The sequence below is a fragment of the Ligilactobacillus sp. Marseille-Q7487 genome (genome assembly GCF_949152225.1).
In the GTDB taxonomy this organism is placed as follows: Bacteria; Bacillota; Bacilli; order Lactobacillales; family Lactobacillaceae; genus Ligilactobacillus.
The window spans coordinates 1,230,001-1,245,610 of sequence record NZ_CASCJC010000001.1 but is presented as its reverse complement, the minus strand read 5'-3'; the positions used below and the strand labels follow the sequence as shown (position 1 = coordinate 1,245,610).

General features: G+C 32.8%; 16 protein-coding genes and 1 pseudogene (1 of these 17 cut by a window edge). 9 read left to right on the top strand and 8 right to left on the bottom strand.

Going from position 1 to position 15,610, the window contains the following annotated elements; all coding sequences use genetic code 11:
- The first annotated feature begins 33 nt into the window (after nt 1-33).
- A complete protein-coding gene (locus QM017_RS06205) occupies nt 34-552 on the top strand; it encodes a ClbS/DfsB family four-helix bundle protein (protein ID WP_282709153.1) in 519 nt (172 codons plus the stop codon).
- 88 nt (nt 553-640) lie between these two features.
- Here the strand turns inward: QM017_RS06205 and QM017_RS06200 are convergent, their stop codons facing one another.
- Both QM017_RS06200 and QM017_RS06195 read right to left on the bottom strand, forming a co-directional pair.
- Entirely contained in the window at nt 641-1,243 is a 603-nt protein-coding gene (locus QM017_RS06200; protein WP_282709152.1) for a hypothetical protein, read from the bottom strand.
- Entirely contained in the window at nt 1,231-3,219 is a 1,989-nt protein-coding gene (locus tag QM017_RS06195; RefSeq protein ID WP_282709151.1) for a restriction endonuclease PLD domain-containing protein, read from the bottom strand. Before QM017_RS06195 ends, QM017_RS06200 begins: the two co-directional genes overlap by 13 nt.
- A 337-nt stretch (nt 3,220-3,556) precedes the next feature.
- On the opposite strand from QM017_RS06195, the gene QM017_RS06190 reads away from it, so the two are divergent.
- Together QM017_RS06190 and uraA are read left to right on the top strand one after the other, a co-directional pair.
- Nucleotides 3,557-5,365, top strand: a complete 1,809-nt coding sequence (locus QM017_RS06190) for a DUF262 domain-containing protein (protein WP_282709150.1) — start codon at nt 3,557-3,559, stop codon at nt 5,363-5,365.
- A 210-nt stretch (nt 5,366-5,575) separates the two neighbouring features.
- The gene (uraA, locus tag QM017_RS06185; RefSeq protein WP_282709149.1) at nt 5,576-6,829 is read left to right on the top strand and encodes a uracil permease; all 1,254 of its coding nucleotides are present in this window, start codon (nt 5,576-5,578) and stop codon (nt 6,827-6,829) included.
- A 47-nt stretch (nt 6,830-6,876) separates the two neighbouring features.
- Here the strand turns inward: uraA and QM017_RS06180 are convergent.
- A pseudogene (locus tag QM017_RS06180) lies at nt 6,877-7,158 on the bottom strand (IS3 family transposase); the annotation flags it as partial.
- Nucleotides 7,159-7,653: 495 nt separating this feature from the next.
- On the opposite strand from QM017_RS06180, the gene QM017_RS06175 reads away from it, so the two are divergent.
- The 4 genes from QM017_RS06175 to QM017_RS06160 all read left to right on the top strand — a co-directional run bounded on the left by QM017_RS06175 (nt 7,654) and on the right by QM017_RS06160 (nt 10,818).
- Nucleotides 7,654-7,839: a hypothetical protein gene (locus tag QM017_RS06175; protein WP_282709148.1), complete on the top strand. Its 186-nt coding sequence runs from the start codon at nt 7,654-7,656 to the stop codon at nt 7,837-7,839.
- A gap of 111 nt (nt 7,840-7,950) precedes the next feature.
- Complete coding sequence (locus QM017_RS06170; protein WP_282709147.1) at nt 7,951-8,307, top strand: YdcF family protein; 357 nt, start codon at nt 7,951-7,953, stop codon at nt 8,305-8,307.
- A gap of 97 nt (nt 8,308-8,404) precedes the next feature.
- Nucleotides 8,405-10,399 (top strand): hypothetical protein, encoded by a 1,995-nt coding sequence (locus QM017_RS06165; protein ID WP_282709146.1) that lies wholly within the window; start codon nt 8,405-8,407, stop codon nt 10,397-10,399.
- Entirely contained in the window at nt 10,396-10,818 is a 423-nt protein-coding gene (locus QM017_RS06160; RefSeq protein WP_282709145.1) for a GNAT family N-acetyltransferase, read from the top strand. The genes QM017_RS06165 and QM017_RS06160 overlap by 4 nt, the downstream gene beginning before the upstream one ends.
- A 20-nt stretch (nt 10,819-10,838) precedes the next feature.
- Here the strand turns inward: QM017_RS06160 and QM017_RS09235 are convergent, their stop codons facing one another.
- The 5 genes from QM017_RS09235 to QM017_RS06145 all read right to left on the bottom strand — a co-directional run bounded on the left by QM017_RS09235 (nt 10,839) and on the right by QM017_RS06145 (nt 14,397).
- On the bottom strand, nt 10,839-11,099 hold the full coding sequence (locus QM017_RS09235; protein ID WP_349238476.1) for a hypothetical protein: 261 nt from the start codon (nt 11,097-11,099) through the stop codon (nt 10,839-10,841).
- Between the two features lie 187 nt (nt 11,100-11,286).
- A complete protein-coding gene (locus tag QM017_RS09230; protein WP_349238475.1) occupies nt 11,287-11,826 on the bottom strand; it encodes a transposase in 540 nt (179 codons plus the stop codon).
- 1 nt (nt 11,827) lies between these two features.
- Nucleotides 11,828-12,544 (bottom strand): transposase, encoded by a 717-nt coding sequence (locus QM017_RS09225; RefSeq protein WP_349238474.1) that lies wholly within the window; start codon nt 12,542-12,544, stop codon nt 11,828-11,830.
- Nucleotides 12,545-12,676: 132 nt separating this feature from the next.
- The gene (locus QM017_RS06150) at nt 12,677-13,321 is read right to left on the bottom strand and encodes a VTT domain-containing protein (protein ID WP_178195894.1); all 645 of its coding nucleotides are present in this window, start codon (nt 13,319-13,321) and stop codon (nt 12,677-12,679) included.
- 56 nt (nt 13,322-13,377) lie between these two features.
- On the bottom strand, nt 13,378-14,397 hold the full coding sequence (locus QM017_RS06145) for an NAD(P)/FAD-dependent oxidoreductase (protein WP_282709144.1): 1,020 nt from the start codon (nt 14,395-14,397) through the stop codon (nt 13,378-13,380).
- 137 nt (nt 14,398-14,534) lie between these two features.
- Here QM017_RS06145 and QM017_RS06140 point away from each other — a divergent pair, with 137 nt between their 5' ends.
- Both QM017_RS06140 and QM017_RS06135 read left to right on the top strand, forming a co-directional pair.
- A complete protein-coding gene (locus QM017_RS06140; protein WP_178195889.1) occupies nt 14,535-15,116 on the top strand; it encodes a peptidylprolyl isomerase in 582 nt (193 codons plus the stop codon).
- Nucleotides 15,117-15,225: 109 nt separating this feature from the next.
- Nucleotides 15,226-15,610, top strand: partial view of a CvfD/Ygs/GSP13 family RNA-binding post-transcriptional regulator gene (locus QM017_RS06135; RefSeq protein WP_178195892.1) — the 5' portion only. Its footprint extends 5 nt past the window's final position; the window shows 385 of its 390 coding nt (coding positions 1-385); its start codon is at nt 15,226-15,228; the stop codon falls past the right edge of the window.

Genomic DNA, 15,610 nt, shown 5'->3' with positions numbered 1-15,610 from the left:
GGTTTGAGCGATTTAACTTAGGACGGTGATTTTTTGCGAACATATAAGGATAAAACAGAACTTAAGGCTGAAATCAGTAAGATATTTGAGAAATATATTGCAGAATTTGCTGATATTCCCGAAGTTTTAAAAGATAAACGAATTGAAGAAGTTGATAGAACGCCAGCTGAAAACCTTGCGTATCAAGTTGGGTGGACTACTTTATTGCTCAAATGGGAAGAAGATGAACGTAAAGGTTTGGTAGTAAAAACACCATCGGATAAATTTAAATGGAATCAGTTAGGTGAATTATATCAATGTTTTACAGTCACCTATGCTTCTTTATCTTTGCAAGAATTAAAATCTAAGTTAACTGAAAATGTTAATTCTATCTATGAAATGATTGACTTATTGAGTGAAGAAGAATTATTCAAGCCCCATAGGCGAAAATGGGCCGATGAAGCCACTAAAACAGCGGTTTGGGAAGTCTATAAATTTATTCACGTTAATACAGTTGCTCCTTTTAAAACTTTTAGAACTAAAATCAGAAAGTGGAAAAAGTTGGTTCTATAAATTAACAAAACACCAAAGTTAGCCAAAAATGCTAACTTTGGTGTTTTTTGTATAAAATATGTACATAAATACAGAGTATAGTTTTTTGTTACCCAATATTCATAGTATTTTTGTTGATTTTTAGGATGTCTTTATATTCATTTATGAGATTATAAAACGTGCCTTTTTTAAGACCAGTTTGACTGATAAATTCTTTAGTAGTAATTTTCCCATTGTTCCAAGCAGCATATAGACTTTCCCAATTTTTGGGAAAGTCTATTTTTTTACGACCGGTTGTAGCTGCTAGTGATGGGCGAATATCAAAAGTTTTGTTTGCAAGCAAAGAAGCGTATACATCACAGATGACACTAAGTGCAAGATTATTTGTTGAAGGATTATCGAAAATATGCGTTGTAGGATAATCTGCAAATACGATTTCAATCTTATTATCTCGTAACCATAATAGCTCATTGTAGACGTCTTGTTTATTAGCACCAATATTATTAATTGAGCTGATAATAAGGATGCCTTTTTCTTTTAGAATATCTTTTTTTAATTGATTATAAGCGATATAAGAGCGATCTGAATCTGTATACAAATCGTAATATGCTTCTCGCTTATGCGAAGCTTTTTGTAATAGTTTTTCGATTCTTTTGACATTTTCACCTTTTTTAATATATGCATATATCTTTTTATTCATTATTTGAGCCATAGAAATCCTTTTTTAGTTTTAAAAGTAAGCCCAGTATGCTTTTGAATAGCATCAAGTTTTAGGAGTGCTTTTGTTCCTGTTATACTGCATTCAATATCAGCAGGAAGTTCATCACGAAGAGTTGATAGTTTCTTTTGGGCTTCTTTATTATCATAACATGAAAAGTCGATTTCTAATTGATTTTTTGTCTTATTAGCTGTAAATGCTTTAACGTTATATTTGAATTCGTTTTTTATTATTTCAGTAGCTTTTTCACTAATAATTGTATCTCCCATATAATCAAACCATGTAAATTTTTTAAATTCTTTAGGAAATTCAGTTCCATATTCTTGCATTATATCGCTAAGAATAGTCGCTGAAAGGTTAAAAACATCTGGAATCCAATTTTCTTTTGTTTCACTATCATCATGAGCTTGCATTTCTTGAATCAATAATTCAACACCATTAAACATTCTGCGTAGATATTCGCAGTAAAAAGCGTTGCTAGTACTGCGGATGAGTTTATTAATTTTTTGGCCATTGTAAGCAGCAGAAGTTCTGTTGAGGCGATTATCTATATTTATAACAATGACACGTTTACTGATTTCAGCAGCTACACTATTTACATCATTTGAAAGTAATACAAATGTTGGATGATTAATTAATTTTTCATCGATAAGGCTACTATCTGTTTTTACAATCTCTTTAGCATATTTCCAGCGTGCTGGAGTGAGTTCATCAATCAAAATAGGGCAACCTTTAATGTTTTCTTTGATAGTGGGCATATATTTAGTTGAAAAATATTTTTGAGTAAGCGCAGGAATTTTTTCATCAAACATAAGTCGTTGGACAAATTTTATAAAACCGGTTTTACCGGCATCAGATGCTCCATAAATGAGTATATATAAGGGGAAAAAACGTTCCTCATAACCATATTGATAACCAACATAGCGTAATTTTGCAATGAATGGGGAAAGAAACATATAATTAAGGACTTTCCAATACATTGTTTTTAAACGAGCAGTATCTTTAGTAAATAAATCAAAGCCTTGCATATATTTGTAAACATTTAACAAGTCTTTTTTAATAGCAGTAGGATCAGGTGTTAAATTAAACTCTTTTTGATTATACGTAACTGTATGTTTTTCAAAATCTAAAACAAAGTGTGGATTAATATATTGGCGTTCTTTTTTTAAGGAATTATCTTTTTTAATTCCAGTAAGAACTTTACTTACAGTAGTAGTATTTAATATAGTCGTACCATTTTTATCGTGTTTTATCTGTACTGCTGCTAGATTTTTACGCCATTTAGCATCGAGCTTGTCAATATTAAAGGCATAGTTTTTTTCAGCATCATCTTGTGTGTCATGGATAAGGATGGTATTTTCTTTTACTATACGCTCAAAGATTGGAATTTTTTCGGCATTTTCGCCATCTTCTGAGATAGGAGTTGCATTTTTAGAAATTTTATCGGTTGAAAGATTCAAAAGTGTTTCATAGTCTTTTTTGAAAGCTTCATAACAGGCAAAGTCATCACAAACGGTAAAAGTTTCGATATTTTCTCCATTCCAAGCAGGATTTGAAAAGTTTGCAGAGCCAGTTATTGTTCGGACACGGCCATCATTTGCCTTTAATAGATAGACTTTTTGATGGGAAATGAAATCTCGTAAAACGTAAAACTTAAATTGCCCATCAATGATTCTTTTTTGAAGTTTAGGATGCCTGCAGATTTCATTAATGACAAATTGCTGATTGGCTATTAAAGCAGCGGCATCTTTATTGACTAGGCGATCAAAGCCAAGAATCACTTCACCACAATCAAAGGTAGCCATTATTTTTTCGATAAAGTCAAGAGAGTATGAATAAGTGATAACACGTAGTTCATTGTATCCTTTAAAAACTTCTTCATAACTAGTAAATTCTTTGGAGATGAATTTCATCTTGGTTACAGAGATATTGTCATCTGAATTTTCAAATATAGACATTTGTTCAGCCATAGTTATTCCTCCTTTTGTTCAAAAACTATTGTTTGTTTTTGGATACACTTTTAAAATATCATTGTTTAAAAACTTAGTCAAGTTTTTGGAAAATGGGCGTTGTAACTGTTTTAGTTAGTTGTTTAATTGCTTTTCTCTTATGCTTATTACCTTTATAATTAAATTAGTAATAAATAAAACGCTAACATAAATGCTTGCTTTTTTCTTACATACCATAAAAATAATAAGATTCACAAAAGCAAAGTTAGTCTTGTATGCTTTGGTGTGGTGGGCTTTTTTTAGCGAAGATATAGTACCGTTATTTACAACAAAATATAAATAAAAAGGAGGTAAAGCAATGGAATTTGAGAAGTTTCGTTTGCACCAGTTTACGTTAGCAACTATCATCGACATGATTAAACAAGATATGTTTGTAGTTCCTGAGCTACAACGGCCCTTTGTGTGGAAAGATAGCCAGGTCCGTGATCTATTTGATTCACTTTATCGTGGTTATCCTACTGGTTATATTATTACTTGGAAAAATCCAGACGTAGCGACTAAAGATGGACAACGTGCCAACGGGCGGACAATCTTAATCGATGGCCAGCAAAGAATAACAGCTTTGATGGCCGTTTTATGTGGTCAAACTGTCTTAGATGTCAATTTTCAATATCGCAAGCTTAAATTAGCCTTTAATCCGTTTGAAACGCAGGTTGATAAGATGTTTATGCTACAAGATACCAGTAAAATCAAGGATAAAAAGTGGATTCCCGATATTACCAAAGTTTTGCGAAACAATTTTAGTATGTTTGATTTTTTAAATGATTATCAAAAAGCTAATCCTACAGTAGATATACACGGCGTAGAACTTGCTATTGATAATTTAAGAAAGATTATGCAGCATCAAGTTGGTGTCATCGAATTAAATCCTAGTCTAAGCATAAAAGAAGTTAACGAGATATTTATTAGAGTCAATTCAAAAGGGACCCCGCTCAAACAAGTGGACTTTGTGTTAGCTAAATTAGCCGCCGATACAAAGCATAGCGGCTTACTTTTACGAAAAACACTTGATTATTTTGGATATTTATTGAATAATCCAAAAAATTTTGCAACGTTAAAAAAAGATCGAGATTTTGTCAGCAGTGATTATATAGCAAAGCTTGAGTGGCTAACGACTAGTGAGAATCACATTTATTTACCAGATGTTGAAGATGTTTTACAAGTTAGTTTTATGTATGCTTTTGGGAAAAGTAATTTTACAGATTTAGTGAGCCTTTTAGGCGGTTATGATACAAGACAGCATATTTTTACCGAAGAAATTATTGCCGATACTTTTACGCATTTAGAGCAAGGAATCTGTAAATTTATCAATCAACATAATTTTGAAGAATTTTCAGAAATCTTGATGCAAGCGGGCTTTATCGCACCTAAATTATTATCTTCTAAGACATATGTGAATTTTGCGTATGCCTTATATCTTAAATTATTGGAAGATAAACAACTTCCTTATTCGCAAATTAAACATTGTGTGCAAAAATGGTTTGTTTGGACTTTGTTGAGTCAAAGGTACAATAGTGGGGATAGTATTAAAGTTATCGAACAAGATCTACAAGAAATTGATAAGCATGGCTTTAATGCCTTTTTAGCTAGTGTTAGTCAAGAAAAGTGGATGAAAAGTTTTTGGGATAATTGGTTACCACAAAGGTTACAAAGTTCTGCCGTTACCAATCCGCTTTTTCAGGTCTTTTTGGCCGCCCAAGTTTGGCAAAAAAGTAGTGCGTTATTTACTAAAAAAATTAAAATAGCGACTTTAATCAAAACAAGTGGGGAGATTCATCACATTTTTCCGCAAGCGTATTTACGCAGAAATGGGATTATTCATAAGGGACAGTATAATCAAGTTGCTAATTATACGTATCTGGTTTCTACAGTAAATAAAGCAATTGAAGATAAAGCACCTAATGTTTATTTTCAAGACATTAAGAATAATTTGGCGAATGGTTTGTTAGGAGATCTTGAATCTGAAGAGCAGTTTTATCAAAGTTTAAAAGAAAATGCAATTCCAAAAGCAATAATTACGATGGATTATCGTAAATATGATCAATTCTTAGATGAACGCCGTAAATTAATGGTTAAATTAATCAAAAAATATTACGAGGCATTATAGCTAAGGTGTACTTGTCTAAGAAAATTAATATTTAATGCCATTAATTAGCTTTTAACGTTTAGTTATAGTAACCAAGGAAAAGGTAAAACTTGGGCGAGTAAAGACGTAAAAAGATTTTTCTAGACAGTATAAACTTAGAAAATCATCTTGAATTTTCTAAGTTTTTTTAGTATTCTATCAAAGATAATGAAATTTAGAGGAGGAAGTGTTTTGGCAAAACGCAAAATCATTCAAGTCGAAGAAAAAGTACCATTCAATATGATGGTACCACTAAGTATTCAACATATGTTCGCAATGTTTGGGGCATCTGTGTTGGTACCATTTGTTTTTGGAATCAATCCAGCCGTTGTCTTGTTTATGAACGGGATTGGGACACTCTTGTTTATCTTGATTACTAAAGGTAAAGCACCCGCTTATCTAGGATCGAGTTTCGCTTTCTTAGCACCCGGAAGTTTGGTGATTGCCAAGTTTGGTTATAGTTATGCGCTAGGGGGCTTTATTGTTGCAGGGATTGTAGGATGCTTGATTTCTGTAATCATTTACAAATTTGGTTCGGACTGGATTGATGTGGTCTTGCCACCAGCAGCGATGGGGCCAGTAGTTGCTTTAATTGGGTTAGAATTGGCTTCTACAGCAGCTTCTAACGCAGGATTGACTGGTTCGAAAATTGAAATGTCTAGTGTAATTGTCTTCTTAGCTACTTTGTTGACCGCGGTTTTAGGTTCGGTTATCTTTCGTAAATTCTTTGCGGTTATTCCAATTTTGATCGCGATTGTCGTGGGATACTTGGTAGCTATTGCTTGTGGTATCGTGGACTTTGGGCCAATCGCTAAGGCTTCGATTTTTGCTTTGCCAAACTTTTCTTTTCCTAAGTTTAAATTAGAAGCAATCGTGACCATCTTACCGGTATTATTGGTGGTAACCTCTGAGCATATCGGTCACCAAATCGTGACAAGTAAGATTGTCGATCGTGACTTGTTAAAAGAACCTGGTTTGCATCGTTCATTATTTGCCGATAATTTTTCGACGATTGTTTCTGGGTGTATCGGTTCGGTGCCAACGACAACTTATGGCGAAAATATCGGGGTTATGGCAATGACTAAAGTTTACAGTGTCTACGTGATTGGAGGAGCCGCAGTCTTATCGATTATCAGTTCGTTTATCGGTAAGATGACAGCTTTGATTAGCACGATCCCAGGTCCAGTTATCGGAGGTATTTCATTTTTACTTTACGGTATGATCGGTGCGTCTGGGATTCGTATCTTAGTTGATTCTAAGGTCGATTATGGGCGTTCACGCAACATGGCGATGACAGCTGTTATTTTTGTGACCGGTTTGTCTGGCATCAAGGTACAATTTGGAATGATTCAATTGACGGGGATGGTTTTAGCCTGTGTCGTTGGGATGTTGATGGGCTTGACTTTCTTTGTTTTAGATAAATTAAAATTAACAAATGACCGTTAAAAAATTGATGTGTACCCAGTTTTCTGGACACGTTAAAATTTAATAAATTATCCTATGGATGCTCCCTTGTATTTTACAGGAGGCATCCATTTTGTTTTGGCTTTAATCCTTTGATTGTTATAGTAATCGATATATTTACTAATAATTAAATGAGCTGTGATCTTTTTCATATCCATAAAAGACCTCATTTTTAAGTCTTCCAAAGAAAGTCTCCATGACACAATTATCATAACAGTTGCCTTTCCGTGACATCGATTGAATAATCCTTTTAAGGTATTTCTGAAATACGCGTGCTGATACTGCCATCCTTGATCAGAATGCAATATTAGTCCTTCTACAGATGAGAATTTTTTAAGGCCATATCAAGCATTCGTTTAATTTGTTCTAAGTTTGGATTTAACGACAAATATAAGAATGATAACACGTTTTGGTGTTTTTCCTAACAAGTTCATATTATGCATAAGACGTTGAACTCGTTTATGATTTACATTATATCCACTATTTTATTTTATATTCTTGCGAGTAGCGCATAAAAATAACCCTCCTTACTGGATGTCCAGTAAAGAGGGTACATATCAAGAAATGTCAAGGATTTTTTTAATTATTAATAGATTAACTTGAATTTTTTTAAGAAAATGGTAAAACTATTAAATAGTTTATAAAAAATGAAAGGTTTCTTTATGGATGAAGATGCTGAATCTGAGATAGTTAAATATCAAAAGCTTTTGCAAATGGATACTAAAAATTATACATTACGTGTAAAATTAGTGCTTATGCAACGTTTAAATAACTAAATGGATAATTATCAAAAAAGTATAGTAGAATTGAATTTACAAGATCCATATAAAACGGCACAATTTATACAGATTATTGAAGCAATTTATTCTAGTCAAGATTTGATAATTAATACAAAAATTTCTGATGATTTAGATAGGTCTGACACGCATTATATAGTTGTTTTGGGGTATGCTTTAGATAGTGCAGGACGGATGCGAAAAATTTTAAAGTAACGGTTACAATTAGCGTTACAAATGGCACAAAAATATCCGCATGCCAAACTGTTATTGACAGGAGGCGAGCCTGTTAAAGGACAAACAGAGGCTAGTGTGATGAAATAATGGTTGATTGCTCAAGGAATAGTGGCTAAACGAATAATTTTAGAAGATCAGTCAACTAATACAATTGAAAATGCTTTGTTTTCCGTTGATAAATTAATTGATTATAAAGCTAAAACAATTACCTTAATAACCAGTTTTAATCATATGTGGCGTTCATATTTTTTATTTGAGCAAACTTATAAGTTAAAACAAACAGCTATCAAGATCAACCAAGTGGTAACTTCAGAAAAACCACAGGATTTAGCTTTGTTCAAACAAGCTGAATTAAGAGCGATGATGGATGATGGGTTGCGTCTTTATGTTTTTTGGCAAGGCCCTGGTATAAAACGTCAATTATGTAAGCGTTATTTTATGGCATAATTAATCATCAGATAATTCAACGATTAAATATAAAAAATTATTTAGAAATGTGTTTTTATAGATTCAATTGGGTACAAAAAGAAGTGGTGAAAAGATTATGAAGCAAACAAAGAAAATTATGACAAACGAACTACTTGCTAAGTTTAATTATGCTAAGATTAATCAAGATTATGATTTTTATATAGGGAGTACAGAACAATCTAAAATAGCAATGAATGCTGAGTTTTTAGATTTTAATGACTTGGAAAAGATAAACGCGCTTGTCTTTGCAACACCTATTCAATGGGTAATTATGACCAAAAAAGCGCAGGTGACGTGTCAAGAACTGGTGAAAAACACGCAACTTTTTGTAGGTCCCCTGAATATATCTATCACACAAAAACAAGCTCAAGAGATAGAAAAAAATATTTTAATACAACTATTTTTAAGTACGCTATCTCAAAAAATTACGCAACCCTATATTTATAATAATCTTTCAGGGAAAATATTTGTTTATCATCCCAGTTGGATCATTAAAAATAATGTTAGTTTAGATTGTTTGCAGATTAGCGTTGATACACAGATGTATTTACATTTAGATGCTTGCAAGTTTACGACATTACGGTATAAAAATAAAATGGTTTTTACAAAGCATGCTCTTACGGACTACCCGCAATATGAATGGACAAAGCAACGACATTTATGTCGAGTAAAACAAAGTAATCAAGGACGTACGACAAACTTGATTCAAAAAGCGATAAAAGGAAAGCAAGGGAAGATAGCTTTTTTAGATATTGCAAGTCAACAAACTTTTGAAAAAACTAAAATGGGAATATTGTATAATTTATTTTTATTGATTGACAAAGAATTTAATCAATATTTTAAGCTATCATTTAAGTCTTATCAAAACTTAAATCCGTTGCACTATCAATTATATGAGATTACGACTTGGAAGGATGCACTAGCTAGAAAAGTACTCGAAAAAGGCGTGGCTTTACTTGATTTAGTACAGAATTCTGATTCGCAAACTTATTTGCAAGAGTTAATGAAAGCTTTACAACGTTTGTATCCAAGTGTTGATTGTATACTAGCTAAAAAGACTTCTAATAAACGCTTAAACTTACGTTATGTGCATAATCGTGAAGTTTACCATCCTGATTCAGAAGGATATGAGATTAAATTCGCAAGCCAAGGGGTGCACCCATTAACGCAAGCAGATTTTGATGTTAGTGCTAAAGCAACAATAGAGACCTTATTAAAGGATATGATTGTTAAAGAAGATCTTAATAATAATCGGTTAACGTTGATTGATTGGCAATCTTTTGGTTTTAAAGATGATTGGTGGTTTATGTTACAAGCTGAAAGAAAGCATTATGCTATGATTATTCATCCGGATGGGACTTTTGAAATTACATCTGATTGTGCTAGATTATTGGGTACTAAAGTATATGCTGAATTTTTGAACCCTGAAGTTTTATGTGCTTTTAAAGATGACTTAGGAAACATTAATTTAATCAAAGATGTCGGTTTACAAGCTTTACCAGATTTTAATGCCTTAGGTAAGCTGTTTGATGAAGCAGTAATGTCAAATGAAATCAATTCTACTTGGTTAAATAACTTTTTTAAGCGGTGTTTGGATTTAGCCAGTGATGATAATATTCGACAAGAAATTTTAGCTAATATTCAAGAAATTGATTATAATCAAGAATACACAATTAAAGAATTAGTTCGTATTTTTAATAAAGCAGAGGTTCGTCAAATTTTAAGTAAAGTTTTTTATGAACAAACAGAAAAATATTTGTATCCATATTTACGTGATCAAATTGGTCGTACTACCAAAAATAAGGAATTGATCGATATAGAATATATTCAAGTAAGCATGACTAAAGGTTATTATTGTATAGGGGTAGTAGGTGGTGGTTTGAGAACAAGAGTAACTCAAGCCAATATCATTCGTGAAATTACTGCAATTAATAATGGACCTTTGTTGGTTGAAAAATTATTTAATTTTACAGGTATGGAATTTGTACGTTTTGGAATGTTGACTGTTATTCCGTTTCCATTTAAATATTTATGTGAGTATTTCATTCAAAAAAGGAAGGAACTAAAATGATTCGTGAATTTGTTTTAGATGATCTTGAAGAAATTATGGGGATTTGGTTGGAACAAAATATCGAAGCTCATGCTTTTATCGCTAAAGATTATTGGTATAAAAATTATGCTTTGGTAGCGGATTTGATACCTCAAGCCCAGATTTACGTGTATGTTTATGCTGGAAAGATTTTAGGCTTTATTGGTTTGCAAACTGAGTATATTGCGGGTTTGTTTGTAAGACAAAAATATCAAGGAATTGGCAAAAAACTCCTTACTTATGCTAAACAAAGAAATAAGCGCCTTTATTTGGATGTTTATTGTTCTAATCAACAAGCAGTATCTTTTTATCAAAAACAAGGATTTGTGATATTAGATAAGCAATATATAGCAGATGTGAAACAAAATCAGTATCATATGATTTGGAATGAAAGTCACTAGATATTGTGACATAAGTCTTTCTAAAAAAGAGAAAGGGGCTGGGAAAAAAGAACCAGTCTGGACATAAAAATAGCTGATTGAATTTCTAAAAATGAAGTTTGATCAGCTATTTTTCTATTATGTCTATTTTTGGTTCGTTTTTTTAGGGATTTTATCCCTCTTTTTTGGAATAAATGCCATAATTTTGATATGTTAATCGCCAGAAACAACAATCCTAATTCATTTCGAACTGCTTTTTCACCTCTAACATGAACTCGGCGCACGCCAAAATTCCCCTTCATATCTCCGAAAATTGTTTCAACATCTGTTCATCTTCTTGGTAGATAGTTGAACCTTTTTCGCTAGAAAGGTTTTCTTTAGCTTTATGTTTTAAATATTCCCAGTTTAAGTTTATTGATTTAGTCCGTTGTTGGCCCTTTTGAGTTTTCGCTAATTGTTCTAATTTCTTTGTCGCTTGAAATTTATCAGCTACGTAGACTTTAAAATCTCGTTTAACCCCATATTATCCACACGAGAACTATATCTTTGGAACTTAAATACGACTCCATCAGGGTCTGTATAATAATCATCTTTATCGTAATATGTCCAATTGTTAATATTTTGTGGATCTCTTTGGTATTTACGACTCTGTTCTTTTTGATACGTTCCGTAAGGAATTAATGGAATCTTTTCAAACTTGTCAATAACTGCTTGATAATTAATTTCACTGCCATAGCCTGCATCCGCAACAATGTATTTAAATAAATCCAAATTAGAAAAAGATTTCAAAAAAGGTACCAACGTCCGTATATCCGTTGGCTTAGGGAAGATATCATAGTGTAAAACAAAGCGACCACTGGTCGCAATTTGTAAATTATAAGCAGGTTTTAATTGACCATTTTGCATGTGGTCTTCTTTTAAGCGTATAAAAGTAGCGTCAGTATCTGTTTTCGAGAAACTATTGCGATCTTTGAAAATTTCCCTATCACGTTCATACTTCACTTTTCTAGGAAGAAAATCTTCTTTCAATTTACGTTTGATACTCTTTAATTTGCGACGAACACGTTTGTTTTTTGAACGCCTTTTTAACCTTAGGTTTGGCTTCAATTTCTTTTTCCAACTCAACTAGTTTAATATCAGTTTCTTTGATAAGTTCTTTTATTGCACCACTAGAACCTAACATATCCTTTGAAATAGCGATATCAACTTGATGTTGAATTAATTGATCATAAGTATTAGCGACTTTTTCATCGAGTGATTTTTCAAATTTAGTTACGGCGTTTTTCCAAGTGAAACTGTAACGATTAGCGTCAGTTTCTAATTTAGTACCATCAATAAATAAAGCATCATCGCTATCTAACATATCATTTTGAAATAAAAGTAGGGTAAATAGGACAAAAGCTTTTTGAATAATCTTTTTAGCGTGATCACTAGAACGAAAATTATTAATAGTTTTATAGCTAATGGGAGTATTACCACTTAACCACATCATAGGAAGGTAATACTGATTTAATTTAGCAATTTTTCTACCAGAAAAAACAGCTTCATGGTAAGCAAAAAGCGTCATTTTTAGTAGCATAGCCGGATGAAAAGCAGGCCAACCGGTATGTGAAGTCTCTTCTGAAAGAATATTAAGTGAAATTGAGTCCACGAAGTGGCTGATTAAAACTGCAATATGGTCAGATGGTAATTTTAATGAATAAGTAATATCTAATTTTAGTTCAGATGTGTTATAATTTTTGTACATGGTTAACTTCTCCTTTATTGGTTTTGTTCAACTTAATATTAGCAAGAGATTAGCCATAAAAAAGGCTCACGCCAAATTTTTTGACGTGAGCCTTTTTTTTATTGAAGCTGAGTTTTTTCTCAGCTCTATTTTTTAGGATTTCTTTTGGAATTTTGTTTTTAAAGCTCCCACGATAGCCGGAATTAATGAAACAACGATGATGCCTAAGATGATCATCGAAAAGTGTTCTTTGACGACGGTAAAGTTACCAAAGAAATAACCAGCACTACAACAGATTGCTACCCAAGCTGTTGCACCAATGAGGTTGTGGCGAATAAAGTTGCTATAAGCAAGCCCGCTTCCACCAGCAACAAATGGTGCAAAGGTACGAATGATAGGCATGAAACGTGCTAAAGTAATTGACATACCACCGTGTTTTTCGAAAAATTCTTCTGTCTGGGTTAAATGTTCTTCTTTAATAAAGCGACCAAAAAATGAATTCTTGGTTAAAGATTTACCAACTTTATGCCCAATCATGAAGTTTAAAGAATCTCCCAAGACAGGGGCAATCCAAAATAAAACGACAAATAGCCAAATGTTTAAGTGATAATCTGGATTGGCAGCCATCGCACATGCAGCAAAAAGTAATGAATCCCCAGGTAAAAAAGGCATGATGACAGCACCAGTTTCGATAAAGATGATTAAAAATAAAATCAAGTAAGTCCAGTTACCAAAAGTGTTTACAAGTGTGACTAAGTGAGCATCAATGTGCAAAACAAAGTCGATTAAAAATTTAATGACTTCCAAGATGATTTCTCCTTTTATGAATGAATATCTCTATTATACATCAATTCTTAATCTTTTTTAGCCTGACTTTTTTCGAATTCTTTGATTAACTGCGTGCTATGAGCTGGTTGACGCTTTTCAGGATAGACATAAAGTAAAGCGTTGTTAACAGCGCTAGGAGCTTCGCCTAAACCTGTAGCGATTAAGTTTATTTTTCCAATACGAGAAGCAATATCTCCAATAGCATAAATACCAGGAATTGAAGTTTCCATTTTTTCGTTGACAGCAATACAGCGTCGATCCATATCTAATTGCCAAGATTCAATTAGTTTATTATCTGAAACAAAACCGTAGTTCACTAATAAATGATCGACTGTAATTTTTTTGATTTCGTCTGTTTTGATTTTTTTTAATGTGATTTGTAAGCGATCTTGTGGAGCACAAGCAAGTGCTTCGATTTGGTGAGGTGTTTCAAAAATAGTATCTGTTTTTTGAAGTTTTGCGATACTACTTTCAAGTGCTCGAAACTTATCTCGCCGATGAATCAGGTGAATACTATTGGATTTTTTAGAAAGCTCTAAAGCCCAATCGACTGCAGAATCACCACCACCAGCAATAGCGATATCTTTGCCAGCAAAATCTTGTGGATTATTAACAAAGTAATGCAAATTTTTACCTTCAAATTCTAAAGCGTTAGGTAAAGCTAAACGACGTGGTTCAAAAGCCCCAACACCAGCTGCAATGATGATTGAGCGACTATAAGTTTTTCTTTTGTTAGTCGTGATTTCAAAACCATCTTTTGTTTTGCTAAAGTTCAAGACCGTTTCTCCCAAAAAGATATCTGGTTTAAAACTAAGTGTTTGTTTTTTTAGGTGTGCAATTAATTCTTCACCATTAATGCAGGCAAATCCAGGAACATCATAAATCTTTTTGGTTGGGAAAAGGGTACTAACTTGACCGCCTAGTTGTTCTAAACTTTCAATTATTTGTGTTTTAGCCAAGCGCATACGGGCATATGTGGCAGCAAACATTCCTGCAGGGCCACCACCGATAATGGTAATATCATAGTAGTTTTTGAAATCTGACATGAATTAAATTCCTTTCTCTAAAAAATACCTATTACTTTAAAATACACTAGCACAAAATCTTTGTAAAATAAATTGGTAAAAGTTTAGAATTTCTTGTATTATAGGATATAAGTTAGATTAACTAAGGAGGAACTACTATGTCTTATCCACAATTAGACTTGGCAAACGTTGCAGGGCCTAAGGTTACAATTAAAACAAACTTTGGTGATATCAATATTCAATTATTTGAACAACAAGCACCTAAAACAGTTGAAAATTTTGTAGGTTTAGCTCAAAAAGGATATTATGATGGAGTAATTTTTCATCGTGTAATTTCTGACTTTATGATTCAAGGCGGAGATCCTACAGGTACTGGTATGGGTGGTCAAAGTATTTGGGGAGATGCGTTTGAAGATGAATTTTCAAATGAAGTTTTCAATATTCGCGGTGCTCTTTCAATGGCTAATGCAGGTCCTAATACTAATGGAAGTCAATTTTTTATTGTTCAAAATCAAAATGTTGCACCAGAAATGTTAGGTCAAATGCAAGCAGCAGGATATCCTGTTGAAATTATCGAAGCTTATAAACAAGGCGGAACACCATGGCTTGATCATAGACATACGGTATTTGGTCAAGTTATTGAAGGTATGGATATTGTTGATAAGATTGCAGCAACTAAAAAAGGAATGAACGATCGTCCAGTTGAAGATGTTGTAATTGAAACAATTGAAGTTAAATAATAAATAAAAGGTCTCAGACAAATTAGATAAAACCAACAGTAATGCTAGACAATAAATAGCGTTTTTGGTATTGTCTAAGGTGTGTGAGGCTTTTTTAGGAGGTTAGCAGATGGAATACAAAATCGGAATGATAATTGAAGGGGAAGTAACTGGGGTACAACCATATGGAGCGTTTGTAGCTTTGGATTCTCAAACACAAGGTCTAATTCATATTTCAGAATGTCATCATGGTTATGTTGATGATATTCATAAGTACCTTGCAGTCGGTCAAAAAGTTAAAGTAATGGTTATCGATATAGATGAATATAGCCAAAAAATATCTTTATCAATTCGTTGTCTAGCACATAGCTTTACAAGTGAGAAAGAAAAAATTCGTCCACAATATCAACATAAGAAATACTGGACAAATCGACATGTACAAGAAGGGTTCAAACCAATTTCTTTGCATTTGGCATCATGGATTAATGAAACATTACAAGATATTGGAAATTCGA